Genomic DNA, 21,689 nt, shown 5'->3' with positions numbered 1-21,689 from the left:
GCCCGCCTGAAACTTAAACATTTTTCAAGGAGCCATACTCACCCCATGACTAAATTCGCTCGCAACCTCACTGCCGTCATCATCGCCATCTTTATCGTTGTCATGATGGTTCTTCTTGCCTCCTCCACGCTGCGCGAGGAAAACCACCTGGAGGGCAACCTCTCCTCCACGCTGGCCAAGGCGCCAAATAACTTGGAGGTCATGACCGTCATGCCTACCGATGTCTATGGCGAGGAGTACCCCGCCATTGGTTTCATCTGCCCGGGCATGCGCGAAGACAAGGTCAAAGAGGCACAGATCGATACCGAGAACATCACCTTTGAAGATGGTGCGGTGCCGGAAGGCAAGAGCTACGCGGTAGCCATTTCCCAGAGCGCTAAGCCCTTCATCGAAGAGCTGGATCCGAAAAAGGTGGAGGTGTGCGAGATGATTGACATGCAGGTCAAGGCCATGGAGCAGCAGGGCCAGAGCCTTGATGGCGGCGTTCCCATGATCCAGGGCACCCAGCCGCTGGGCTTCCAGCGCGAGGATGGCACCTGGAAGATGGTTGCCTAATGCGCGTCCTCGCGATCGACACGGCCACCACCGCCCTGGTTACCGGGGTGGTGGATACCGTCACCGGGCAGACCACCGGGCGCGTGTTGGAGGATACCCGCGCGCATAATGAGCTGCTCATTCCTACCATCACCGAGGTCCTCGCAGAGGCGGGCATGGAATATTCCGACCTCGATGCGGTGGTCACCGGCGTGGGCCCGGGACCATTTACCGGGTTGCGCGTGGGTATGGCGACGGCCTCCGCGCTTGCCGACGCCCTTTCTATCCCCCTCCACGGCATCTGTACCCACGATGCCATCGCGGCCGCCGCCGACCTCCACGTAGAACCTGCCGCCGCGGCCGACGAGGCGACCGCCTTGGTGGCTACCGACGCCCGCCGCAAAGAGATCTACTGGGCCACTTACCGCGCTACCGACTCCGGCGTGCAGCGCATTTCTGGTCCTGCGGTGACGAAACCGGCCGAACTCGAGGTGGAACTTGCCTCCACCGCCGAGGTCATCATTCCTGACCGCCTTGCTGGGCAACTTCCCGAGCGATTCGCCGCCCTCCCGCACCGCGCGGCCCATCCGACCGCGTCGGCCCTCGTTGCCGCGGCCGACCTCGAGGCAGAACCGGCCCCCGTCGTGCCGCTGTACCTACGCCGCCCAGATGCGGTCCCGCCAAAGCAGCAACAGCTTTCTGCCGCCATCCCGAAGGTCGAGCTGTGAGGCTGCGCGAGCTAACCCCGGCCGATGCACCCCGGTGCGCCGAGCTGGAAGAGGTCCTTTTTCCAGGCGAAACTCCGTGGTCCAGCCGGATCTTCCGGGAAGAAATGGCCCAGCCCTTCAACTTCTATCTCGGGGTGGAAGGCGCGATCGAGGAACCAACGCCCGTAAAGCTGTTGGGCTATGCGGGCATCGGCATGATGGGCCCGGCCGCGGACCCGGAGTTTGAAATCCACACCATTGGCGTCGACCCCGCCGCGCAGCGCCGCGGCATCGCGCGGATGATGATGGACAATATCTGCCATATCGCGGATCTCAAGGACGCCCCGGTCTTCCTCGAGGTTCGCGTGGGCAATGATCCCGCTATTGGCCTGTATGAGCGCTACGGCTTTGCCAAGCAGGGGATCCGCAAGAACTATTACCAACCTTCCGGGGCGGATGCGCACGTGATGGTGCGCCCGCGTCAGTCCGATCGCCCAGAAGATTAAGGAGCAGTCATGAAGATCATGGGTATCGAGTCCTCCTGCGATGAAACCGGCGTGGGCATCGTCGAGCTGCGCGAGGACGGCCACATGGAGATCATCGCTAACGCCGTTGCTTCCTCCATGGAGCAGCATGCGCGTTTCGGCGGCGTCGTCCCGGAAATCGCCTCCCGTGCCCACCTTGAGGCCATGCCGCAGGTCATGCAAGCGGCGCTGAATGAGGCGGGCATCGAAAAGCCGGATGCCATCGCCGCCACCGTGGGACCTGGCCTGGCCGGTGCCTTGCTGGTGGGAGCCTCGGCCGCCAAGGCCTATGCCGCGGCCTGGGGCGTGCCTTTCTACGGCGTTAACCACCTCGGCGGCCACGTTGCGGTGGCCAACCTGGAAGGCGAAGAGCTGCCGCACTCGGTGGCCCTCTTGGTCTCGGGCGGGCATACGCAGCTGTTGGAGGTAGAGGCCGTCGGCAAGCCCATGCGCGAGTTGGGCTCTACGCTTGACGACGCCGCCGGTGAAGCCTACGACAAAGTCTCCCGCCTCCTTGGTTTGGGCTACCCGGGCGGCCCGGTGATTGATAAGCTCGCTGCCCGCGGCGAGGCCACCATCGACTTCCCACGCGGCATGTCCCGCGCCGAGGATCTGCGCGGCCCACACCGCCACGACTTTTCCTTCTCCGGGCTCAAGACCTCCGTGGCCCGCTACGTGGAACGCGCCGAAAAGGCAGGGGAGACCATCAGCGTGGAAGATGTATGCGCCAGTTTCCAAGAAGCCGTGGCCGATGTCCTGACTGCCAAGGCCGTGCGTGCCTGCGAGGACACCGGCGCCCGCGTGCTGTTATTGGGAGGCGGCGTGGCCGCTAATTCCCGCCTGCGCGAGCTGGCCGCCGAGCGCTGCGCCGCCGCCGGGGTGGAACTGCGCGTGCCGCGCTTTTCCCTGTGCACCGATAACGGCGTGATGATCGCGGCCATCGGCGCGCAGCTCATCCACGAAGGCGCCCAGCCCTCTGGTCTCGGCGTAGGCACCGATACCCAGCTGGATGTAGAAGAGCCGCAGTTAACCTAAAGTTCTTCTCGCTCGCGCTGCAGGCGGGGCAGTGGGCCGGTACTCTAAAGAGCGTTCATGCCCTCTTGGCTTTCTGAAGGAGCTTTCTCTCATGACCGTCGGTTTCCTTGTCAACCCTGATCTCACCCGCCGCAAGCTCGAGTTCGAGCTGGAACACGCCAACCAGTTCCTGGGCGGCACCACCGAGGACCGCGTCTCCGTTGTATTCCAGGAAGATGGCACCACCTACGCCGCGCTCTACAACCCCGAAGCCAAGGCCGAGGGCGCCGAGCCGAACCCGGTAGCCTCCCTGGCGCGCAACGCGGCTGCCACTGGAAACGCCGCTTTCCTGCAGGATCCCATCCGCTCCATCTGCGGCCCCGTCATTTTTGTCGATGCTGAGGGCGAAGACACCACCATCGATGCCGTCATCGAGTCCGTGGAACAGGGCATTCGCGCAGTGAAGAACTACCGCGAAGATAACCCGGAGGAATACACCCTCTGGCGCGCGGCCGTTATCAACTCCGATAAGAGCCTCTAAACCCCAGCCCCTCACAGGTAGGGTTCAAACGCTTTTCGCGCGCTCGTAATACGGTGTTCACATTCTTATGGTGTTCTAGGGAGCCGTACCGCTTCTTCTAAGACTCCAAAGGTGAAAACTGTATGCTTCGTTCATCGCGCTTCGTCGCCTCCTTCGCCACCGCCCTCGCCGTGGGTGGCGCCGCCATCGTGCCCGCCACCCCGGCGCTGGCCGCTGACTCGCCCATCTACCGCACCATCCTGCAACCGGGCGAGGATGAATCCCAGGTCATGGTCACCTGGCGCACCAAGTCCAAGGCAGACGAGGTCCTCGAGGTTACCGGCCCAGAAGGCACCACCACCTTCCAGGCCGACGAGCGCGACTTTGGCGCCTTGCTGTACAAGTCCCAGTTCGCCACCGCCACCGACCTGCAGCCGGATACTGAGTACTCCTACCGCGTTGGTTCCGAGGAAGGCGGCTGGTCCGAACCAGAGACCTTCAACACCGGCTCCAATGGCGATGACTGGTCCTTCCTTACCGTCGCCGACCCGCAGATCGGCGTGGACCTCAAGGTGGATGACCAAGCCGAACAGTGGCGCAAGACCATTGGTCACGCGGCCTCCCACGTGCCGAATGCCAGCATGATCTGGTCGCTGGGTGACCAGGTTGAGGGCTGGGGTGCGCAGGTACCGCAGTACGATGCGTACTTCTCCGCCCCGGAGATTCGTCACATCCCCACCAACACGGTCCCGGGCAATCACGAGACTTATAACCTTACCATGAAGCATCATGATGAGCATTTCTCCAACCCGCATCAGGCGGACGATATCCGCGACCACTACTTCGAGCGCAATAACGTACTCTTCATCGGCCTGGACTCCAATGCTTCTTCCGACGCCGATATCGCCCGCCACGAGCAGTTCCTGCGCGAGGCCATCGAATCCCGCGGCGCGGATAATGACTGGATCGTCGTCGGCATGCACCACGGCCCGTACTCCCAGGGCTCGCATCACTTTGATAAGGACGTCACCAACCTGCGCGAGAAGCTCACCCCGGTGCTGTCTGAACTCAATGTCGATGCCGTGCTCTCCGGCCACGACCACATCTACACCCGCAGCCACCTGATGAAGAACAATAAGCCGGTCCTGCCTGAAAAGAAGCCGCAGCGCGGCGACGTTCTCGAGCCCAAGGATGGCGAGGCGCTGTACTTGACCACCACCACCGCGGGCGGTGGCAAGTACTACGACTTCACCGACGTGAATAACAAAAAGCACAAGGGCGCGCGCATGGAGACCATCGATCCAAAGCTTGCCCACGAGTCCACCGCCATGTGGCGCCAGGACTACACCGAGGACTACATGCGCGTGGACGTCTCCGATGACAAGCTCACCTTCACCACCTTCAACGAAGGCGATAACACGCTGGTGGACAAGGTTTCCCTCAAGAAGAAGGATCGCGGCGCTGCGCCTGCCGACGACGCCACCGACCCCGCCGACTCCACCGAGTCCACCGACCCAGACACCCCAGAGGTGCCCAAGGATCCGGAGGGCGGCAGCTCCCTGAGCTCCAGCGATATTTTCGGCGGGCTCAGCTCGAAAAAGTAGCGAGCGTCTCCTCAGCGGCTAGCGCTCTGTATGGCGCAGCCACGCCAATACGGCCTTGACCCGTCGGTTGGCGTCCTCGGGCCGAAACCCGAGTTTCATAAACACATTGGAGACATGCTTGCTTACCGCTCCGGCGGTAAGAACGAGCGTGTCTTCAATTTCTTTATTGCTCAATCCTTGGGCCATAAGCCCCAGTACCTCCCGCTCGCGGGCGGTGAGCTGGGCTAAACCAGTACGCCGCGCCGACAGTAACGCTGTGACCACCTCGGGGTCCACCACGGTGCCGCCGCGGGCGACCTCGTCTAGCGTGCGCACGAATTCTTCCACATCAGAAACGCGCTCCTTGAGCAGGTAGCCAAAGCCGCCGTGCTCCAAGAGTTGGTCGAGGTAGCTTGCCGCTACGTATTGGCTCAACACCACCACCGGCTGGGTGGGATTGGCTGCTCGCAGGTCATGCACGGCGCGCAAGCCATCGTCGGTCATGGTCGGTGGCATGCGTACATCGCTGATAATCAGGTCAAAATCTTCCTGCCCGGCAATAGCGCGCAGTTCTTCGGCATCCGTGGCCGCCGTAACGCTGTGGCCCAAGGTGCTAAGTAGCTGCTCGAGCCCCGCGCGCAGCAGCGCGGAATCTTCCGCTAGTAGTAGTTTCATTCGGCCTCCTTCAGCGGTAATTCGACCTGCAGTCGGCCACCGCGTTCGCGCGCAGCCGCGTCATCTGCTGCCGAAAAGTTCACCGTTCCGCCCAGTGCGGCGGCGCGTTCGCGCAGCCCGGCGAGACCGGTGCCCGGCTCACCTGGCTTCTTGGCTGCGGGGCCGAAGTCAGCTCCGGGGCCGGGGCAGGGTCCGGTGCCATTATCAACGATGTCTAGGCGCAACGTCTGCCCGAAAGCAACCGTTACCGTCGCCTGGGTGGCCGCGCCATGCTTGGAAGCATTGGTAAGCGCCTCGGCCACCGCGTGGTAAGCCAGCAGGGCAGTGGTTTCATCCACGGAGCGCTCAGCACCTTCGACGTGTAGTTCGGTCTCCAGTCCGGAGTGGGCGAGTAGCTCGTCGAGGGCGGGGATTAATCCGGCGTCGAAAAGCACCTGCGGGGCAATGCCGCGCACCGTCGCCCGCAGGGAGGCCAAGGCCAATGAGGCATTATGTTCCGCATCGGCCAGGGCCGGTTGCGCCTCGGGAGGGGCCTGCAATTTCGCCGCGGCCAGGTTGAGCTTGAGTGCGGTGAGGTACTGCTGTGGGCCATCGTGCAGCTCGCGTTCGATGCGGCGGCGCTCGCCGGAAAAGGCATCGATAAGCGTGGCGCGCGAGGCCGCCAACTCCTCGGCCGAGGGGCTCAACGCCAGCCGGGTCAGCGAGGTAGACGCCAAGACCAACAGACGGTTGAGCCCCACCAATAAAGCCACCAGCAGCGCCGCGGTGAGCCAGCAGGTGAAGAAAATGAGCGGCCGGTTGGTGGTGGACCACTCGCCAAAGTAGAATTCGGTCTTTGGCACGAACGGCGCAATTGCCAGCACGCCCGCCGAAAAGCCCACGGCGGTCCACGCGGCAAAGCAGGCAGCCGAAATCAATAGCTGCACAATAAGGTGATAAAACTGCTGCCAATCAAACCAGCGGCCCGCGCGCCGGGGTGGGATCTGCACACCCATCCACTGCGCACCCAACCGGCCGACAAATTCCGCGGCTCGTCCCACCAGCGGAATCCACGGCAGCATCAGCACCGAAACCACCAACGCCGGGATAAATAGCGCGCCGAGGACGAGGCTCCACGCGCAGGCTTTGAGGGTTCGCATAACCCATGAGCCTAGCCGCCTTACCCAGGGTGGGGCAGTAGAGCTAGCTCTACCATTTTCTGGGCGGCCCGCCCCATGTCTTTCTTCTGCGCGGCCGAGTGGAATCAAAGGCATGTTAAAAGCAGACAACCTCAGCAAGCGCTACGGCCGCCACACCGTGCTCAATCGCGTCAATGTGTCCATCGCCCCAGGAGAATTCGTCGCCATCATGGGACCTTCCGGCAGCGGAAAAACCACGCTCCTGAACCTGCTATCCGGGCTAGATAAGCCCACCTCCGGCCGAGTTAACGCGCCGGGGCGCACGCAGCGGGCCTTTGTGTTTCAGGACTATAATCTGCTGGAATCCCTCAACGCGCAGCGCAATGCCACCTTGACCGCGCGCTTTTCCGGCCGGCGCCCTACACGCGGCAAGGTGGCGGAGGTCTTTGACTCGCTCGGCCTTGCTGGGCTGGAGCGCCGCCTGCCCGCGCAGCTTTCCGGCGGGCAGCAGCAACGCGTGGCCGTCGCCCGGGCATTGCTGGCCCAGGCGCCCTATATCTTCGCCGACGAGCCTACGGGCGCGCTTGACGACGCCACCGCATCCACCGTCCTTTCCCACCTGCGCGCCGCCGCCCGCGATGGCGCCAGCGTGGTCATGGTGACCCACTCGCACCTCGCCGCTGAGGCGGCCGACAGGATCATCTCCTTAGAGGAGGTGGCCCATGCTGGTGTGGCTTAAGGACTTACAGTCCAATTGGCTATCGTGGCTGGCCGTGGCGCTGACCCTGGTGGTGTCTTCCACCTCGTGCACCCTGGCGCTGGCCATGCTGGTTGCCTCCTCCGGGGCCGAAGAAAATCCCGCCGGCCCGCTGGGTGGCACGGTGCTGGGCATGGCCCTGTGCGTGGTGGTGTTGGTGACGCTATCGCAGATGCGCCTTATCATCGCCGAGCGCGAGCCGGTCTACCGTTCTTGGCGCATGGTGGGCATGCCCGGGTGGATGATTGTTGCCTTCATTCTGGGCCAAGTCGCAGCGGTCAGCGCGGCTGCCGGATTTCTCGGCGTGCTGCCGGCCCGACCTCTGCTTGACCCGTGCGTGCGCGCCCTGCGCAGCGACGGCATCCCCATGCCGGATATCGCCGTTACCGGCCAGGTCACCGCCATTGCGGTATCCGTCTGCACGTCCGCGGCCCTGGTTGGTGCGCTGCCTCCGCTGCGCCGCGTGTTCCGGCCGCGTACTCCCGCACACCCGATGTGGCTTCTGGTGAAATTCCTGCTTGCGGCCGCGGCTATCGGCGGCACGGTCTACGGGTGCCTGCACATCGATGACCCGGGTGACCTCTTGTCGGCCGAGATGGGGCTCGTCATCCTCGTCGCCCTCTTCTTACCTTGGCTCATGCCCGGTATCGACCAATGGACCCGCGCGGCCGGCATCGCTGGGGCCAACGTGCGGGTGCGCCGGCACTTTTCCACCCCACACATCGTGCCGTGGGTGCTCCTCGGCGGCTTTATCGTCGCCGTCGGCTCGGGCCTGCGCTTTGGAAACGATGCAGGCGTCGGCGGCACCTTGTCCTCGTGGCAGGTCTTTGTCGCCCTTTTAGGGCCGGTCTTTGCCCCCAGCATCGTGGGCGCCGTGCTTACCTCACTGCTCATGCGCGGGCGCATCGCCTCCGATATCCGCGGCCTCACGCTGGCTGGCGCCACTCCCTCGGCCTGGGCGCGCGTGCAAGTAGGGGAGGCGGCGTGCCTCACCCTGACTGCGGCCGGCGTGGTCTGGGCGCTGTGCTTGGCGACGCTCCTCCCACTCCACCACCTGCTCACCCCACAGGTTTCCTTCGGCCGAACGCTGGTAGACGAGCTGTGGTGGCCGGCCTTCGCCGTGATTTTTGGTGCCATGTTTATCGCCGTGGGCGTCGTCAAGCTGGCGCTGGCCGGCTTTGTCCGCGCCGGGCAACGAGAGCGCTGAAGGGATCGCTGAGGGGGTCGGAATGTGGGCCGGGTCATTGTTGAGGGTTAGCAGTCACGAGGGTAGAGTGCTAATCAGGTTGTTTGACCCACAGTTGTTCACCCGCGACGACGGCTGTGCTGGACATCCACAACCGGCACGCGCGCGCCATACCGGCGCGCATACGAACACTACGGAGGAAACATCATGGCAAACATTAAGCCTCTCGAGGACCGCGTCCTCGTACAGATCGTAGAAGCTGAAACCACCACCGCTTCCGGCCTGGTTATCCCGGATTCCGCCAAGGAAAAGCCGCAGGAAGCTACCGTCGTTGCCGTAGGCCCAGGCCGCACCAACGACAAGGGTGAGGTCACCCCGGTAGGCGTCAACGAGGGCGATACCGTGGTCTTTTCCAAGTACGGCGGCACCGAGCTGAAGTACAACGGCGAGGAGTACCTGCTGCTGTCCTCCCGTGACCTGCTCGCCGTCATCGAGAAGTAGGCCCACTTATGGCAAAGCTCATTGCATTCGACCAAGAAGCCCGCGAGGGAATCCAGCGCGGCGTCGATACGCTGGCTGATGCCGTCAAGGTCACCCTCGGCCCGCGCGGCCGCAACGTCGTGCTGTCCAAGGCCTTCGGTGGCCCCACCGTCACCAATGACGGCGTGACCATCGCCCGCGATATCGACATCGAGGAGCCGTTCGAGAACCTCGGCGCGCAGCTGGTCAAGTCCGTTGCGGTCAAGACCAATGACACCGCTGGTGACGGCACCACCACCGCTACCTTGCTGGCCCAGGCGCTCATCTTCGAGGGCCTGCGCAACGTGGCGGCCGGCGCCAACCCGATCGAGCTCAACCGCGGCATCGCGGCGGCGGCCGAAAAGGCCGTCGAGGAGCTTAAGGCCCGCGCCACCGCGGTCAACTCCTCCTCTGAAATCGCCCAGGTAGCCACCGTCTCCTCCCGCGACCCGGAGGTCGGCGAGATGGTTGCCGGCGCCATGGACAAGGTGGGCAAGGACGGTGTGGTCACCGTCGAGGAATCCCAGACCATCGACTCCGCCGTCGATGTCACCGAGGGTATTTCCTTTGACAAGGGCTACCTTTCCCCGTACTTCGCTACGGAGGAAGAGACCTACCACGCCGTGCTGGATGACGCCGCAGTATTGCTCGTCCGCAACAAGATCTCCTCCCTGCCGGACTTCCTGCCGCTGCTGGAGAAGATCGCCGAGACCAACCGCCCGACCCTCATCATCGCGGAGGACATCGAGGGCGAGCCGCTGCAGGCGCTCGTCGTCAACTCCATCCGCAAGGTGCTCAAGGTCGCGGCCGTGAAGGCTCCGTACTTTGGCGAGCGTCGCAAGGGATTCATGGATGACCTGGCCGTCGTTACCGGCGCTACCGTCATCGACCCAGAGGTGGGCGTCAACCTCAACGAGGCTGGCCTCGACGTGCTCGGTTCCGCTCGCCGCGTGACCATCACCAAGGATGACACCGTCATCGTCGATGGCGGCGGCACCGCTGAAGCAGTAGAGGAGCGCCGCGAGCACATTCGCCGCGACATCGAGCGCACCGATTCCACCTGGGATAAGGAAAAGCTCGAGGAGCGCCTGGCTAAGCTCTCCGGCGGCGTGGCCGTCATCCGCGTCGGTGCGGCTACCGAGACCGAGGTCAACGAGCGCAAGCTGCGCGTCGAAGACGCCATCAACGCGGCCCGCGCGGCCGTCGAAGAAGGCGTTATCGCCGGCGGCGGCTCCGTGCTGGTCCAGATTTCCAAGGAACTCGAGTCCTTTGCCGAGGGCTTCGAGGGCGAGGCTAAGGTCGGCGTTCTCGCCGTCGCCCGCGCCCTGACCCGCCCGGCGTTCTGGATCGCCGAAAACGCTGGCCTCGACGGCGCCGTCGTCGTCTCCCGCGTCGCCGAGATGTCCAACGGTGAGGGCTTCAACGCCAATACTCTCGAGTACGGCAACCTCATCGATAACGGCATCATCGACCCGGTGAAGGTCACCCACTCCGCCGTGGTCAACGCCACCTCCGTGGCCCGCATGGTTCTGACCACCGAGGCCTCCGTGGTGGAAAAGCCACAGGAAGAGCAGCCTGCTGACGCCGGCCACGGCCACCAGCACTAAACGGCTACCAACAAAACCCGCCCCGCTTCTGAACTGCCCCCCGAAAGTTGGACTGGTTTAATTCTAGGCGGTTAGGGCTTCAAGGGTCTGATTTCGATATTGCATCGGGGTTAGACCCTTGAGTCGTTGTTGGATGCGTTCGGTGTTGTACCACCGGATGTACTCGTCGATTGCCTGGTTGAACTCTGCGACGGTGTCGAAGGCTTCTCCGTGGTACATCTCGGTTTTCAGGTGGCCGAAGAAGTTCTCCATGACCGCGTTGTCGTAGCAGTTGCCTTTGCGTGACATCGATTGGACTCCCTGGTGCTGGCTAATCAGGGTGCGCCATGATGAGTGCTTGTATTGGAATCCTTGATCGGTGTGGATCATCCAGCCCGGCTCTGGAGCACACGCTTTGATCGCCTGCGCCAACGAAGCCGAGGTAAACGCCGTAGACGGCGATGTGGCCACTGTGTGGGCGACGATTGAGCGGTCGAACAGGTCCATCACCGGTGAGAGATACACCTTGCGGCCAGCGACTTTGAACTCGGTGACGTCGCTGACGAAGACAGTGTTGAGCCTATCGGGGGTGAAGTTGCGCTCGAGTGTGTTCTCAGCGATGTAGCTGATTGTGCCAGTGTAGGAGATGTAGGGCCTGCGCTGGCGGATCTTGGCTTTCAAGCCCATGGCGCGCATGAGCTTGTAGACAAGTTTGTGGTTGACCACCCAGCCCTGGTTACGCAGGTCGAGCAGTACCCGCCGGTAGCCGTAGCGGTGTTTGTTGCGCTGAAAACTGTCCCGGATCGCTTGTTTGAGCTCGGCATGTTTATCCGGTGCGGTGAGTCGTTTTTGGTGGTAGAAGAATGTCGAGCGTGCCATGCCGGCCGCATCCAGGAGGTAGTCCAAGCGGTGGTGTGACTTGAGGATGACGATTGCCTGGGCTTTCAGGCGTGTCCCTGGTTCCTCAAGTCTCGCAATTTTTTTAAGTAGGCGTTTTCCGCTTCCAGCCGCTCAACCTGGCGGCGAAGCTTTTCCTCTTCCGTGAGGCGTTTCGGCGCAGCCGATCCTTTGGGCCTGCCCTTCGGCTTCGGGCGCAGAGCCTCGTCGCCGCCTCTGCGCCACTTAGCCACCCAGTCCTTGACGAGGTGGTCGGATGAAAGATTGAACTCTCGGGCAAGAATCCATCATCGACTCACCCGCAAGATGACGTTCTACAACTTCCTTCTTCGCCTCGAAGGAGTAGTGCTGCTTGTTTGGTTTCTCCACGAGACATAGTCTGCCACGCAGTTGGAAACGGCGATAAAGTCTACGCGTTGCGTCTCTCGAGACACCGACAACACGAGCAGCGGCTCGGCAACCCATTCCCTGCTCGAAAAGCTCCACTAACTGCTCACGCTGAACTTCACTCAGCGAACTACGTGCTCTCAAAGAAAATGCTCCCCACTAGTTGTTGGCAACTGATTTCTCAGTCCAACTAATGGGGAGCAGTTCATTCCCCGCGTGGCGGGTTTTGTTGTACCTAGCTAGGGCCGTGGAATACATCAAGGCACCGCTGATACCGACCCCATTCGCAAGGCCTTCGCCAAGGCCAATGGCATCAAACCCGCACTCTTTTCCGCGCATTCCGAGGGTGCCTGCTCCAAGCGCAGCGGTGTGGGTGCGGTCTACGTGGAGCAAGGCGTGATGAGCGGGTGGACTCCGGCCACACCGTCATCTGCATCGACCACAATCTGGCTGTTCTCGCGCATGCGGATCACGCCATCGACTTGGTCCCCGGCGCCGGTTCGGCCGGCGGCCAGCTGGTCTTTCGTGGCACCCCAGCCGAGTTAGCCGAGCAGAAAGACTCGGTGACGGGGCGCTTTCTTGCCGACGCCCTCGTCTCCCCCTAATCTTCTGCCTTAAGCGTTGACCGGCGCGGCGGCGCGGCGGCGCTGGCGCAGCGCAACGACGCGCTCGGATTCGCTCATTCCGCCCCAGACGCCGTAGGGCTCGGCGGATTGCAGGGCATGCTCGCGGCACAGATCAATGACCGGGCAGGAATTGCAGATGGCCTTGGCGCGGTTCTCGCGCTGGGCGCGGGCACGGCCGCGCTCGCCATCTGGGTGATAAAACACGTCCGAGTTTTCTCCGCGGCAGGCGCCTTGTAGCTGCCAATCCCACAGGTCAGCGGTGGGACCGGGAAGCAAATGAGGCTGAGACACGTTACTTAGCTCCTTTGTAAGGGCGAGAATTCTAGTGCGGCTTCCGCAGTGTCGCGGGAAGCAACCTCACGTAGTGTTTCGCGCGTGGGTTAACGATGGGTTACCTATTTTTGACTTTTAGGTATTCTTCCTTTGATCACCCCTCCGGCACCGCGGTTTACCAGCGGAAACAGCAAAGGTTAACGGTTTGTGAATTTTCTTCCGCTCGGGTTGCGCACGTGCTGGGGCCGCGCGTTGCCTTTGCATAAACTTCCCCTGTGCCAATATGGTTAGTTACCGGTTTAAAACATGTCAGAGGGTGCATACGTGAGTGATAAGGAACAGGAGCTAGCGGATCTCGTCCCGCATGCCGTCGACGGCAGCCGTCGAGCGCTGCAAGAAGTTCTGCGGATCATTCACCCGCAGGTGCTGCGCTACTGCCGCGCCCGCATCGGCGGCGGCCGTCAACCTACCGCGGAGGACGTAGCCCAGGAGATCTGTCTTGCAGTGGCCACCTCTATTGGCTCCTTCGAGGACAAGGGACGTCCGTTTATGGCCTATGTCTACGGCATAGCGTTCAATAAGGTCACCGATGCCCATCGTGCGATGGGGCGCGATAAGTCCACCCCTACCGAAGAAATTCCAGAAGACTCCGCGAATGACGCCACCCCTGAAGAGTGGGCATTGGAGGCCGACGGTAGTAACAGAATGCGCGCCTTGCTCGATACGTTAAGTGACAAGGCGAAAAACATCGTTATTCTGCGCGTGTTCAACGGTTTGTCGGCAGAAGAGACCGCGGAAATTGTGGGTTCCACCCCAGGTGCGGTTCGTGTCGCACAACACCGAGCACTCGCTCAATTGCGAAAGACCCTCCAAGCCGCCCAGGAAACTGCGCGCTAAGGGCCTAGCGGCCGACTCTTACAGCAGATATCTCTTAACAGAAAGGAAGGGGGAGAGACACCATCATGGCACCGAAGCACCACGGCGATAATGACGGCCTTGCAGACCAGCTCCAGCCCTTGGTAGATGATGATGCATTCCTCACCGAGCTTTCGAAGGGAACTAACCCTTCCGACGGCCAGGATGACCTGGCGGAGCTGCTGCTGGAGTTAAAGGGGGACGTCGATAAGCAGATGCCTCCAGCCCCGCTAGTAGAAGGCGCCGAAGCTGAGCCTGAGGTCATCGACCTAGGCCAGGCCCGCAAGCGCCGCCGCGGCGGCCCGTTCGTGCATGGACTCATCGGTGCGGCGGCCGCAACGCTAGTCATCGCTGGAGCCGGTGGAGCCATGCTGCACGCCGGAACCTTTGATAAGGGCGATAAGACCCGCAACGTAGAGCTGGCCGGCACGCTGGAAGAGATGGAATCTCGCGCGGCCGAAGGTGATATTGAAGGCGCTCGCGAACTGATGAAGGACGCCCGCGCCAAGCTGGATGAGGCCGAAGGCAAAGAAGAAAAGGCCATCGCCGCCAACCGTGAGGCCGATCAAAAACGCTCTGCGCACCCGAAGCCCACCCCGCACACCGTGACGGAGACTGCCACCGAAACCGTGGCGGAAGAAGCTTCGCAACCGGAGCAACAGCCGGAGCAGGTCACCGTGACCGAAACTCAATACGCCACCGAAACCGTGGTGGTCACGGAACAAGTGCAGCCAAACCCGCAGCCCAACCCCAACGTTGAGGATGAGCCGACGACCACCATCGAGTTGGGCCAGCAGCAGTAGAAGCTAGCGGCCCTCTAGGCCATCCAAGTAACCCAAGGCGTAGTCCCAAGGCACGTAGCGGGAGGGATCCGGCTCGGCGCCTGGCTCATGCACCGGCGCTAGCTCGCCTTCAAGGGTGGCGCGCATATTAGCGGCCATAATGTCCCACTCGTAGAAGTGGTTTTCCTGGCAATCCTCGCACAGGAAGAAGATGCCATCGATGCCACGCGGGCCGAGGATGGACGCGAATTTCTGCACCAGCGCGAGGTCGTGGATGATGGCGATCCGGTCGTCGTCGGTAAGCGGCATGACCTGCTCGTCTTCCTCTAGGAAGGAGGCGGGGTCATTCGGATCATCGGCGAAAGGATCGCGGGGCATATTGGCGAAGAAGTTCACGCCTGCGAGCCTATTGAACTTACCCTCCCGAGGCAATTTACCCCCTGCCCAAATGGTGTCGTCGGCCGGCAACGCACTACAGTTGGGTTAGCCGCTAAACCTGTTAAGGAGAGACCTCGATGAGCGAGAACCGTATTCATACTGGTGGAGATGACCCGAACAAGGTAGCCCTGCGCGGCCTGACCTTTGATGATGTGCTCCTTTTGCCCGCCGAATCCAATATCGTGCCCTCCGAGGTCGATACCGGCGCGCAGTTTACCCGCAATATCCGCCTCGGCGTCCCGCTTGCCTCGGCCGCCATGGATACCGTGACCGAGGCGCGTATGGCCATTGCCATGGCCCGTCAGGGCGGCATCGGCGTGCTGCACCGCAACCTGTCCACCGAGGACCAGGCCGAGCAGGTAGAGATTGTGAAGCGCTCCGAGTCCGGCATGGTTACCGACCCCATCACCGCCCGCCCGGATATGACCATCGGGGAAGTAGACGCGCTGTGTGCCCGCTACCGCATCTCCGGCCTGCCGGTGGTAGACGAGTACGGCACCCTGGTGGGCATTTGTACCAACCGTGATATGCGCTTCGAGCCTGACTTTGACCGCAAGGTCAGCGAGGTCATGACGGCCATGCCGCTCGTCGTTGCGCGCGAGGGCGTATCCAAGAAGGAAGCCCTCGAACTGCTTTCGGCCAATAAGGTGGAAAAGCTGCCCATCGTCGATGCGGATAATAAGCTCACCGGCCTGATTACCGTCAAGGACTTTGTCAAGACCGAGCAGTACCCTAACGCGTCCAAGGACTCGGCCGGCCGCCTGTTGGTTGCGGCCGGCATCGGTACCGGGGAAGAGTCCTACCAGCGCGCCGCCGCGCTTGTCGACGCCGGCGTGGACGCCCTCGTCGTCGACTCCGCCCACGCCCACAACAACCGCGTGCTGGAAATGGTCTCCCGCGTGCAAAAGGATTTCGGTTCCAAGGTCGATGTCATCGGCGGTAACCTTGCCACCCGCGAGGCCGCGCAGGCAATGATCGATGCCGGCGCCGACGCCATCAAGGTCGGCATCGGCCCGGGCTCCATTTGCACCACCCGCGTCGTCGCCGGCGTGGGCGCACCGCAGATTACGGCCCTGATGGAGGCCGCCGCAGTAGCTGGCCCGGCCGGTGTGCCGGTTATCGGCGATGGTGGCATGCAGTACTCTGGCGACGTCGCCAAGGCCCTGGCGGCCGGCGCCGATACCGTCATGCTGGGCTCCATGTTTGCCGGCACCACCGAAGCCCCCGGTGACATCGTGGTCTACCAGGGCAAGCAGTACAAGCGCTACCGCGGCATGGGCTCCATGGGCGCCATGCAGGGCCGCGGCCTCTCCGGTGAGAAGCGCTCCTACTCCAAGGACCGCTATTTCCAGGCCGATGTCCGCAGCGAAGACAAGCTGGTTCCGGAAGGCGTCGAGGGCCGCGTGCCCTTCCGCGGCGATATCGATGCCATCGTGCACCAGATTATCGGCGGCCTGCGCGCTTCCATGGGCTATACCGGCTCCGCCACCCTGGCCGAGCTGAAGACCAAGCGCTTCGTCCAAATCACCGCCGCGGGCTTGAAGGAATCCCACCCGCACCACCTGCAGCAAATCGCAGAAGCACCAAACTACCGCTAGGAATATCATGCGTGAATACGCCGAAATTGGCATCGGCCGCGAGGCCCGCCGCACCTTCGATCTAGAGCAACTATCCATCGTGCCGCAGCGTCGTACCCGTTCTTCCAAGGACGTGGACACCACCTGGCACATCGACGCCTATACCTTCGACATCCCCTTCGTTTCCCACCCCACCGATGCGCTCGCCACCCCCGAGTTCATCATCGAGATGGGCAAGCAGGGCGGCCTGGGCGTCATTAATGCCGAGGGCCTGTGGGGTCGCCACAAGGACCTCGAGGGCGCCCTGGCCCGCATTTACTCGCAGCCGGGCGATAACTCCATCATCCAGGAGCTGCACGCCGCCCCGCTTGACGATGCCCTCCTTACCGAGCGCATCTCCCAAGTCCGCGACTCCGGAGTTACCGTTGCTGTGCGCGTTTCTCCGCAAAATGCTCGCGAGATGGCCCCGAAGGTCATCGCGGCCGGTGCCGAGTTGCTGTTTATCCAGGGCACCCTGGTCTCGGCCGAGCACGTGGCTACCGGCGGTGAGCCGCTGAACCTCAAGGAGTTCATTGGCTCCCTTGACGTTCCCGTCATCGCCGGCGGAGTTACCGACTACACCACTGCGCTACACCTGATGCGCACCGGTGCTGCCGGCGTCATCGTTGGCGCAGGCGTGACCACTAACGCCGAGACCGTAGGCATTGACTCGGCCATGGGCACCGCGATTGCCGACGCCGCCGCAGCCCGCCGCGACTACCTCGACGAGACCGGCGGCCGCTACGTACACATCATCGCCGATACCGAGTTTGAAAACTCCGGCAATATTGCCAAGGCCTTTGCCTGCGGCGCTGATGGTGTTGTTCTCGGACCACTGCTTGCTCAGGCCCGCGAGGCCGGCGGCAAAGGCTGGTACTGGCCTGCCACGGCCGGCCACCCGCGTTTCCCACGCGGTTTCGTCCAGTTCTCCGGGGCCGATACCGACTTGGACGTCGATTTCCTCACCACCGGTACCCCGGCCGAAGCCACAGAAGAATCGGCCGCCCCGTCGCTGGAAACCGTGCTGCACGGTCCCTCCAGCGAGCCCTTTGGCCGCACCAACCTGGTCGGCGCGCTGCGCCGTTCCATGGCCAAGTGTGGCTACACCGACCTGAAGTCCTTCCAGAAGGTCGAACTCGCCGTTCGCTACTAATCCGCGCGAGAGTCCTGACGCGGCTGTGCCTTCTTGGCGCAGCCGCGTTTCTTTGTCTCAGGGCTTCCTTCGTCGCCGAACAGATACCAGTTGGCGAGGTAGGAGAGTGGTTTAGGAAACCAATTGCCAGCCGCCCTCACGCCTCCACGTGGTCTTGTCCGTCGTTGGCCGCCATTGCCCTGAGTTGTGGACTGGGCACACGCGTACTCCCGAGGGATTGAGCTCTACAACCTTCTCTTCGCTGCTCGCGCGTAGAACCACCGAATTTTGCGCTACTTCTGGATGCCCCACGCGCTCTGCCTGCTGCGTGCCGCACAATGGAACCCACTCATCCCACTCGCTTCCAAAGATTTCCGCGGCCGGAAGTGTTACCTGTTGCGGGCCTTGTTCATCCAGCGCAGACGTCACCTCGGCCGTAGTCGGGGTGGTGTCACAACCGCACAACAGCAGGCTCGCGGCGAGCACAATAGCCAAGCGCTTCATAAGCTATCAGTTTAGTGGGTTAGACTATGGGGCGTGACTAAGCCAAATACTACCCCGCGCCCCGTCCTCGTTGTGGACTTTGGCGCTCAGTACGCGCAGCTTATTGCCCGCCGCGTGCGCGAGGCCAAGATTTACTCCGAGGTTGTCCCCAACTCCGCGTCTGTGGAGGAAATCAAAGCAAAGGATCCAGCCGCTCTCATTTTGTCGGGTGGACCATCTTCCGTATATGCCGATGGTGCCCCGGCCCTCAAGCCGGAGCTACTTGAGCTCGGCATTCCGGTTTTCGGCATTTGCTACGGCTTCCAGGCCATGAACCATGCGCTTGGTGGCACTGTCTCTTCCACCGGCGAGCGTGAATACGGCCGTACCGATATGAATGTTAAGGGCGGTGTACTTCACGAAGGCCTGGAGGCTACCCACAAAGTGTGGATGTCCCACGGCGATGCCGTATCTGCCGCTCCCGAAGGCTTTGAGGTTACTGCTACCTCGGCCGGTGCTCCCGTTGCCGCTATGGAGTGCCCAGCCAAGCAGATGGCCGGCGTGCAGTACCACCCTGAGGTCCTCCACTCGCCGCACGGCCAAGAGGTGCTTACCCGTTTCCTTACCGAGATCGCTGGCCTAGAGCAGAATTGGACGGCCGATAATATCGCCGAGCAGCTCATCGCGGATGTCCGCGCACAGGTGGGTGAGGAAGGTCGCGCCATTTGCGGCCTGTCCGGCGGTGTGGACTCCGCTGTAGCGGCCGCGTTGGTGCAGCGTGCCATTGGCGATCGCCTCACCTGTGTCTTCGTTGACCACGGCTTGCTGCGTGCCGGCGAGCGCGAGCAGGTAGAAAAGGACTTCGTTGCCTCCACTGGAGCGAAGCTGGTGACCGCAGATGAGCGCGCTGCTTTCTTGGAAAAGCTGGCAGGAGTTAGCGACCCAGAAGCCAAGCGCAAGGCCATCGGCGCGGAGTTTATCCGTTCCTTTGAGCGCGCGGTTGCAGGCGTGCTTGACGACGCCCCTGCAGGCTCCACCGTCGACTACCTCGTCCAGGGCACTCTGTACCCGGACGTTGTCGAGTCTGGCGGCGGCGATGGCACGGCGAATATTAAGTCTCACCACAATGTCGGCGGTTTGCCGGATGACGTGGAGTTCGAACTGGTCGAGCCGTTGCGCCTGCTGTTTAAGGACGAGGTACGTGCCGTCGGCCGCGAGCTAGGCTTGCCAGAAGAGATCGTTAGCCGCCAGCCATTCCCTGGCCCGGGCTTGGGTATCCGCATCATCGGTGAGGTGACCGAGGAGCGCTTGGAAACCCTGCGTGAGGCAGACCTTATTGCTCGCACCGAGCTGACCAATGCCGGCCTGGATGACCAGATTTGGCAGTGCCCGGTGGTACTGCTGGCCGATGTCCGCTCCGTTGGCGTGCAGGGCGACGGCCGTACCTATGGCCACCCGATTGTGCTGCGCCCGGTGTCCTCGGAGGACGCCATGACCGCAGACTGGACTCGCTTGCCTTATGAGGTGCTGGAGAAGATTTCTACCCGCATCACCAACGAGGTGAAGGACGTCAACCGCGTGGTCTTGGACTGCACCTCCAAGCCACCAGGAACCATCGAGTGGGAGTAAAACGGCATGCGTAGAAGGCGCTCAGTTTAGTGCTGAGCGCCTTCTCGCTCGTTTTAGCGGGCGGCGCTTACTCGCGTGGGGTAAACGGTGGCCGCCACACAATGCGCCCGCCCACCCGCTCGAGGCGGCCGCGCCGAGGTGGGGCGTTGGGGTCATCGTCGTTGACGCCATTATGGTAAGCGCAGCACATGACCAGGTTTTTCATATTCGTCTCCCCGCCATTGCTCCACGCCTTGAGGTGGTGGACTTGGGAGAGGTCGGCCGGTTGGTTGCAGCCCGGCCAGGCGCAGCGTGGGTTTTCTGCGGCGGCCATAATGCGCTGCTTGTCATTGGCCACGCGCGCCGTGCGGTAGAGATTGACTGGACCTTCTTCGGGGTGCACGAGCGTGACGTAGCCGGTTTCTTTGTCGCCAGCAAAGCCGACGTCGTTGAGCACGCGGCGCAGATATTCGGTGCCGGTGATGGTGGCGCCATTGGTCAGATCGAGCTCGATATCATCGCCGCGGCCGTCGCGGATGCGGATGAATTTGTCTAACGGCACGATGGCATTGGTCACCACTTCTGCCCGCGCGGCCGCAGCTTGGTCAAAGAAGATCTTTTCTACCGCCTCGAGCGATTGCTTTCCGGTCGCGGCCAGTGCGGCGTTGAGATCCGCGATGAAACTAGAGGTTCCGGTGATAGCAAGCGTCCAGTAATCATTGGGGCGTCGGTAAGTGCGCACGCCTGGGCTTACGGTGTCGTCTTTCATCTCCCGCAGGCGCCGTCGGGCGTGTTTAAGGATGTGGCTCATCGAGCCGGCCATCGCACAGCATTCCGCGCGCAGCTGCCAGGCCTGCTTCTTGCTGGGCGCGCGGTTAACAATGCGTTCTAGGGCGGTAAGGGTGGCGATGGAGTGGGTGTTGCGGCGGGCGTCGGCAATAGCGCGGCGCTGCAGGCGCGTAAATTTGGTGCGGCCGAAGTAGCTTTCGCACAAAAGCAGCAGATCGGCGGCGATGGCATCGGGCGCGCCGCGGTCCATAAGCTCGGACCCGGACATGCCTTGGCACCCAGCGATGATGTCCATGCCAGGGCCCAAGGCGGTGAGGTAGGTCTCGAGTGCGTTCATGCCTGCAACGCTACGGCGCGCACCCATACCGGCGCAGGGCCGGCGCAACCGCTACGGCCGATTCTGTGGATAACCCGGCCCGCATACCCGCCGTGGGCCGAAAAAGCTGTGGATAACCTCGAAAAGTGTCGTATAGATTAGGCAAACGCGAGCCGGCGCGTGCCATCCACGTGGGGGAAGACGAAAAAGCTCAGCCCAAAGACCACGAGCCACACCAGCCCGGCGCCCCACGCGGGCAGGGCCACGATGGGTGCGAGCATCACCATAAGCCACAGAATCATCAGTGGCACGAGCTGTGCGATGGTAGGAACTAGAGCGACATTGCGCTTGTTGGCATAGGAACGCATCGCGCGGCGGTAGGGGTGGGCAAAGACGAGGACGAAGGCCGCCACGAGGCATACGAGCGCCCCAACCAGTGCGGCAAAGATATGCGCGCGGCTTGCCAAGAGTGCCACGGCCGCACCGATGAGGATGGACGAGCCCAAGCGCACCCATGGCGGAGTAGGGATGGGAGTGGTGTGCTCGCGCATGGCGCCGTAGGCAGCGTTGAAGTTCATGCCGCTAAGGCTACCATTCGAACATATACTTGCATGTGTCCGGGTGAGGGTTCATACTATTCGGGTGAGTCAAACGAGCGTTCGCCTAGAGAAAGCGGTGGCCGGGCTAAGTAGGTCGGACCGCGT

Annotated in this window: 23 protein-coding genes and 1 pseudogene; 16 read left to right on the top strand and 8 right to left on the bottom strand. The window is 62.5% G+C overall.

The genetic code is table 11. From position 1 onward, the window contains the following. Window positions 1-45: 45 nt before the first annotated feature. The 6 genes from ACKFRY_RS00400 (at window position 46) to ACKFRY_RS00375 (ending at window position 4,903) form a co-directional block, all read left to right on the top strand. Complete coding sequence (locus ACKFRY_RS00400; protein WP_005326856.1) at window positions 46-555, top strand: hypothetical protein; 510 nt, start codon at window positions 46-48, stop codon at window positions 553-555. Beyond that, entirely contained in the window at window positions 555-1,262 is a 708-nt protein-coding gene (gene tsaB, locus ACKFRY_RS00395; protein ID WP_005326854.1) for a tRNA (adenosine(37)-N6)-threonylcarbamoyltransferase complex dimerization subunit type 1 TsaB, read from the top strand. Before ACKFRY_RS00400 ends, tsaB begins: the two co-directional genes overlap by 1 nt. Further along, window positions 1,259-1,747: a ribosomal protein S18-alanine N-acetyltransferase gene (rimI, locus tag ACKFRY_RS00390; RefSeq protein WP_005326852.1), complete on the top strand. Its 489-nt coding sequence runs from the start codon at window positions 1,259-1,261 to the stop codon at window positions 1,745-1,747. The genes tsaB and rimI overlap by 4 nt, the downstream gene beginning before the upstream one ends. 9 nt (window positions 1,748-1,756) lie before the next feature. Continuing rightward, entirely contained in the window at window positions 1,757-2,800 is a 1,044-nt protein-coding gene (gene tsaD, locus ACKFRY_RS00385; RefSeq protein ID WP_005326850.1) for a tRNA (adenosine(37)-N6)-threonylcarbamoyltransferase complex transferase subunit TsaD, read from the top strand. 91 nt (window positions 2,801-2,891) lie between these two features. Next, window positions 2,892-3,320, top strand: coding sequence for a hypothetical protein (locus tag ACKFRY_RS00380; protein WP_005322709.1), 429 nt, complete (start codon window positions 2,892-2,894; stop codon window positions 3,318-3,320). Between the two features lie 122 nt (window positions 3,321-3,442). Next, on the top strand, window positions 3,443-4,903 hold the full coding sequence (locus ACKFRY_RS00375) for a fibronectin type III domain-containing protein (RefSeq protein WP_408922970.1): 1,461 nt from the start codon (window positions 3,443-3,445) through the stop codon (window positions 4,901-4,903). 18 nt (window positions 4,904-4,921) lie between these two features. Here the strand turns inward: ACKFRY_RS00375 and ACKFRY_RS00370 are convergent, their stop codons facing one another. Both ACKFRY_RS00370 and ACKFRY_RS00365 read right to left on the bottom strand, forming a co-directional pair. After that, the gene (locus tag ACKFRY_RS00370) at window positions 4,922-5,557 is read right to left on the bottom strand and encodes a response regulator (protein WP_408922969.1); all 636 of its coding nucleotides are present in this window, start codon (window positions 5,555-5,557) and stop codon (window positions 4,922-4,924) included. After that, complete coding sequence (locus tag ACKFRY_RS00365; RefSeq protein WP_408922968.1) at window positions 5,554-6,696, bottom strand: sensor histidine kinase; 1,143 nt, start codon at window positions 6,694-6,696, stop codon at window positions 5,554-5,556. Before ACKFRY_RS00365 ends, ACKFRY_RS00370 begins: the two co-directional genes overlap by 4 nt. Before the next feature lie 112 nt (window positions 6,697-6,808). On the opposite strand from ACKFRY_RS00365, the gene ACKFRY_RS00360 reads away from it, so the two are divergent. From ACKFRY_RS00360 to groL, 4 genes are all read left to right on the top strand, one after another. Further along, window positions 6,809-7,414 (top strand): ABC transporter ATP-binding protein, encoded by a 606-nt coding sequence (locus tag ACKFRY_RS00360; protein WP_408922967.1) that lies wholly within the window; start codon window positions 6,809-6,811, stop codon window positions 7,412-7,414. Continuing rightward, the gene (locus tag ACKFRY_RS00355; RefSeq protein WP_250411585.1) at window positions 7,398-8,639 is read left to right on the top strand and encodes an FtsX-like permease family protein; all 1,242 of its coding nucleotides are present in this window, start codon (window positions 7,398-7,400) and stop codon (window positions 8,637-8,639) included. Before ACKFRY_RS00360 ends, ACKFRY_RS00355 begins: the two co-directional genes overlap by 17 nt. 186 nt (window positions 8,640-8,825) lie before the next feature. After that, window positions 8,826-9,119: a co-chaperone GroES gene (gene groES, locus ACKFRY_RS00350; protein WP_005322702.1), complete on the top strand. Its 294-nt coding sequence runs from the start codon at window positions 8,826-8,828 to the stop codon at window positions 9,117-9,119. Window positions 9,120-9,127: 8 nt separating this feature from the next. Continuing rightward, window positions 9,128-10,744, top strand: a complete 1,617-nt coding sequence (gene groL, locus ACKFRY_RS00345; protein WP_005326837.1) for a chaperonin GroEL — start codon at window positions 9,128-9,130, stop codon at window positions 10,742-10,744. A gap of 63 nt (window positions 10,745-10,807) precedes the next feature. Here the strand turns inward: groL and ACKFRY_RS00340 are convergent. Continuing rightward, window positions 10,808-12,069: pseudogene (locus ACKFRY_RS00340) on the bottom strand (IS3 family transposase). 345 nt (window positions 12,070-12,414) lie between these two features. On the opposite strand from ACKFRY_RS00340, the gene ACKFRY_RS00335 reads away from it, so the two are divergent. Further along, the gene (locus ACKFRY_RS00335; protein WP_179387409.1) at window positions 12,415-12,612 is read left to right on the top strand and encodes a daunorubicin resistance protein; all 198 of its coding nucleotides are present in this window, start codon (window positions 12,415-12,417) and stop codon (window positions 12,610-12,612) included. Window positions 12,613-12,621: 9 nt separating this feature from the next. Here the strand turns inward: ACKFRY_RS00335 and ACKFRY_RS00330 are convergent, their stop codons facing one another. Further along, on the bottom strand, window positions 12,622-12,924 hold the full coding sequence (locus ACKFRY_RS00330) for a WhiB family transcriptional regulator (RefSeq protein ID WP_005326832.1): 303 nt from the start codon (window positions 12,922-12,924) through the stop codon (window positions 12,622-12,624). Between the two features lie 306 nt (window positions 12,925-13,230). Between ACKFRY_RS00330 and ACKFRY_RS00325 the strand changes: the two genes are divergently transcribed. Both ACKFRY_RS00325 and ACKFRY_RS00320 read left to right on the top strand, forming a co-directional pair. Continuing rightward, on the top strand, window positions 13,231-13,803 hold the full coding sequence (locus tag ACKFRY_RS00325) for an RNA polymerase sigma factor ShbA (protein ID WP_250408757.1): 573 nt from the start codon (window positions 13,231-13,233) through the stop codon (window positions 13,801-13,803). A gap of 65 nt (window positions 13,804-13,868) precedes the next feature. Then, window positions 13,869-14,624, top strand: coding sequence for a hypothetical protein (locus ACKFRY_RS00320; protein WP_250408759.1), 756 nt, complete (start codon window positions 13,869-13,871; stop codon window positions 14,622-14,624). A 3-nt stretch (window positions 14,625-14,627) separates the two neighbouring features. Here ACKFRY_RS00320 and ACKFRY_RS00315 read toward each other — a convergent pair whose 3' ends face one another. Then, window positions 14,628-14,999: a DUF5319 domain-containing protein gene (locus ACKFRY_RS00315; RefSeq protein WP_005326826.1), complete on the bottom strand. Its 372-nt coding sequence runs from the start codon at window positions 14,997-14,999 to the stop codon at window positions 14,628-14,630. Between the two features lie 119 nt (window positions 15,000-15,118). On the opposite strand from ACKFRY_RS00315, the gene guaB reads away from it, so the two are divergent. Further along, a complete protein-coding gene (gene guaB / locus ACKFRY_RS00310) occupies window positions 15,119-16,639 on the top strand; it encodes an IMP dehydrogenase (RefSeq protein ID WP_408922966.1) in 1,521 nt (506 codons plus the stop codon). A gap of 7 nt (window positions 16,640-16,646) precedes the next feature. Then, window positions 16,647-17,810 carry a GuaB3 family IMP dehydrogenase-related protein gene (locus ACKFRY_RS00305; RefSeq protein ID WP_250408761.1) on the top strand — a complete coding sequence of 388 codons (1,164 nt, stop codon included), beginning with the start codon at window positions 16,647-16,649 and terminating at the stop codon, window positions 17,808-17,810. A gap of 111 nt (window positions 17,811-17,921) precedes the next feature. Here ACKFRY_RS00305 and ACKFRY_RS00300 read toward each other — a convergent pair whose 3' ends face one another. Continuing rightward, window positions 17,922-18,293, bottom strand: a complete 372-nt coding sequence (locus ACKFRY_RS00300) for a hypothetical protein (RefSeq protein WP_005322686.1) — start codon at window positions 18,291-18,293, stop codon at window positions 17,922-17,924. 33 nt (window positions 18,294-18,326) lie between these two features. Here ACKFRY_RS00300 and guaA point away from each other — a divergent pair, with 33 nt between their 5' ends. Continuing rightward, on the top strand, window positions 18,327-19,901 hold the full coding sequence (gene guaA, locus ACKFRY_RS00295) for a glutamine-hydrolyzing GMP synthase (RefSeq protein ID WP_005322684.1): 1,575 nt from the start codon (window positions 18,327-18,329) through the stop codon (window positions 19,899-19,901). Window positions 19,902-19,968: 67 nt separating this feature from the next. Here the strand turns inward: guaA and ACKFRY_RS00290 are convergent, their stop codons facing one another. Continuing rightward, entirely contained in the window at window positions 19,969-21,006 is a 1,038-nt protein-coding gene (locus ACKFRY_RS00290) for an HNH endonuclease signature motif containing protein (protein ID WP_005326818.1), read from the bottom strand. Window positions 21,007-21,143: 137 nt separating this feature from the next. Continuing rightward, window positions 21,144-21,563 (bottom strand): hypothetical protein, encoded by a 420-nt coding sequence (locus ACKFRY_RS00285; RefSeq protein WP_150851532.1) that lies wholly within the window; start codon window positions 21,561-21,563, stop codon window positions 21,144-21,146. Between the last annotated feature and the right edge of the window lie 126 nt (window positions 21,564-21,689).

This window comes from Corynebacterium tuberculostearicum (genome assembly GCF_046097255.1).
In the GTDB taxonomy this organism is placed as follows: Bacteria; Actinomycetota; Actinomycetes; order Mycobacteriales; family Mycobacteriaceae; genus Corynebacterium; species Corynebacterium tuberculostearicum_J.
This window is presented reverse-complemented; position numbering and strand designations above follow the sequence as displayed.

What these genes read in the sequence shown, in the direction of transcription:
- ACKFRY_RS00400 (WP_005326856.1), top strand. Translation starts at nt 46, where the DNA reads ATGACTAAATTCGCTCGCAACCTCACTGCCGTCATCATCGCCATCTTT.
- tsaB (WP_005326854.1), top strand. Translation starts at nt 555, where the DNA reads ATGCGCGTCCTCGCGATCGACACGGCCACCACCGCCCTGGTTACCGGG.
- tsaD (WP_005326850.1), top strand. Translation starts at nt 1,757, where the DNA reads ATGAAGATCATGGGTATCGAGTCCTCCTGCGATGAAACCGGCGTGGGC.
- ACKFRY_RS00380 (WP_005322709.1), top strand. Translation starts at nt 2,892, where the DNA reads ATGACCGTCGGTTTCCTTGTCAACCCTGATCTCACCCGCCGCAAGCTC.
- ACKFRY_RS00375 (WP_408922970.1), top strand. Translation starts at nt 3,443, where the DNA reads ATGCTTCGTTCATCGCGCTTCGTCGCCTCCTTCGCCACCGCCCTCGCC.
- ACKFRY_RS00370 (WP_408922969.1), bottom strand. Translation starts at nt 5,557, where the DNA reads ATGAAACTACTACTAGCGGAAGATTCCGCGCTGCTGCGCGCGGGGCTC.
- ACKFRY_RS00365 (WP_408922968.1), bottom strand. Translation starts at nt 6,696, where the DNA reads ATGCGAACCCTCAAAGCCTGCGCGTGGAGCCTCGTCCTCGGCGCGCTA.
- ACKFRY_RS00360 (WP_408922967.1), top strand. Translation starts at nt 6,809, where the DNA reads ATGTTAAAAGCAGACAACCTCAGCAAGCGCTACGGCCGCCACACCGTG.
- ACKFRY_RS00355 (WP_250411585.1), top strand. Translation starts at nt 7,398, where the DNA reads ATGCTGGTGTGGCTTAAGGACTTACAGTCCAATTGGCTATCGTGGCTG.
- groES (WP_005322702.1), top strand. Translation starts at nt 8,826, where the DNA reads ATGGCAAACATTAAGCCTCTCGAGGACCGCGTCCTCGTACAGATCGTA.
- groL (WP_005326837.1), top strand. Translation starts at nt 9,128, where the DNA reads ATGGCAAAGCTCATTGCATTCGACCAAGAAGCCCGCGAGGGAATCCAG.
- ACKFRY_RS00320 (WP_250408759.1), top strand. Translation starts at nt 13,869, where the DNA reads ATGGCACCGAAGCACCACGGCGATAATGACGGCCTTGCAGACCAGCTC.
- guaB (WP_408922966.1), top strand. Translation starts at nt 15,119, where the DNA reads ATGAGCGAGAACCGTATTCATACTGGTGGAGATGACCCGAACAAGGTA.
- ACKFRY_RS00305 (WP_250408761.1), top strand. Translation starts at nt 16,647, where the DNA reads ATGCGTGAATACGCCGAAATTGGCATCGGCCGCGAGGCCCGCCGCACC.
- ACKFRY_RS00300 (WP_005322686.1), bottom strand. Translation starts at nt 18,293, where the DNA reads ATGAAGCGCTTGGCTATTGTGCTCGCCGCGAGCCTGCTGTTGTGCGGT.
- ACKFRY_RS00290 (WP_005326818.1), bottom strand. Translation starts at nt 21,006, where the DNA reads ATGAACGCACTCGAGACCTACCTCACCGCCTTGGGCCCTGGCATGGAC.
- ACKFRY_RS00285 (WP_150851532.1), bottom strand. Translation starts at nt 21,563, where the DNA reads ATGAACTTCAACGCTGCCTACGGCGCCATGCGCGAGCACACCACTCCC.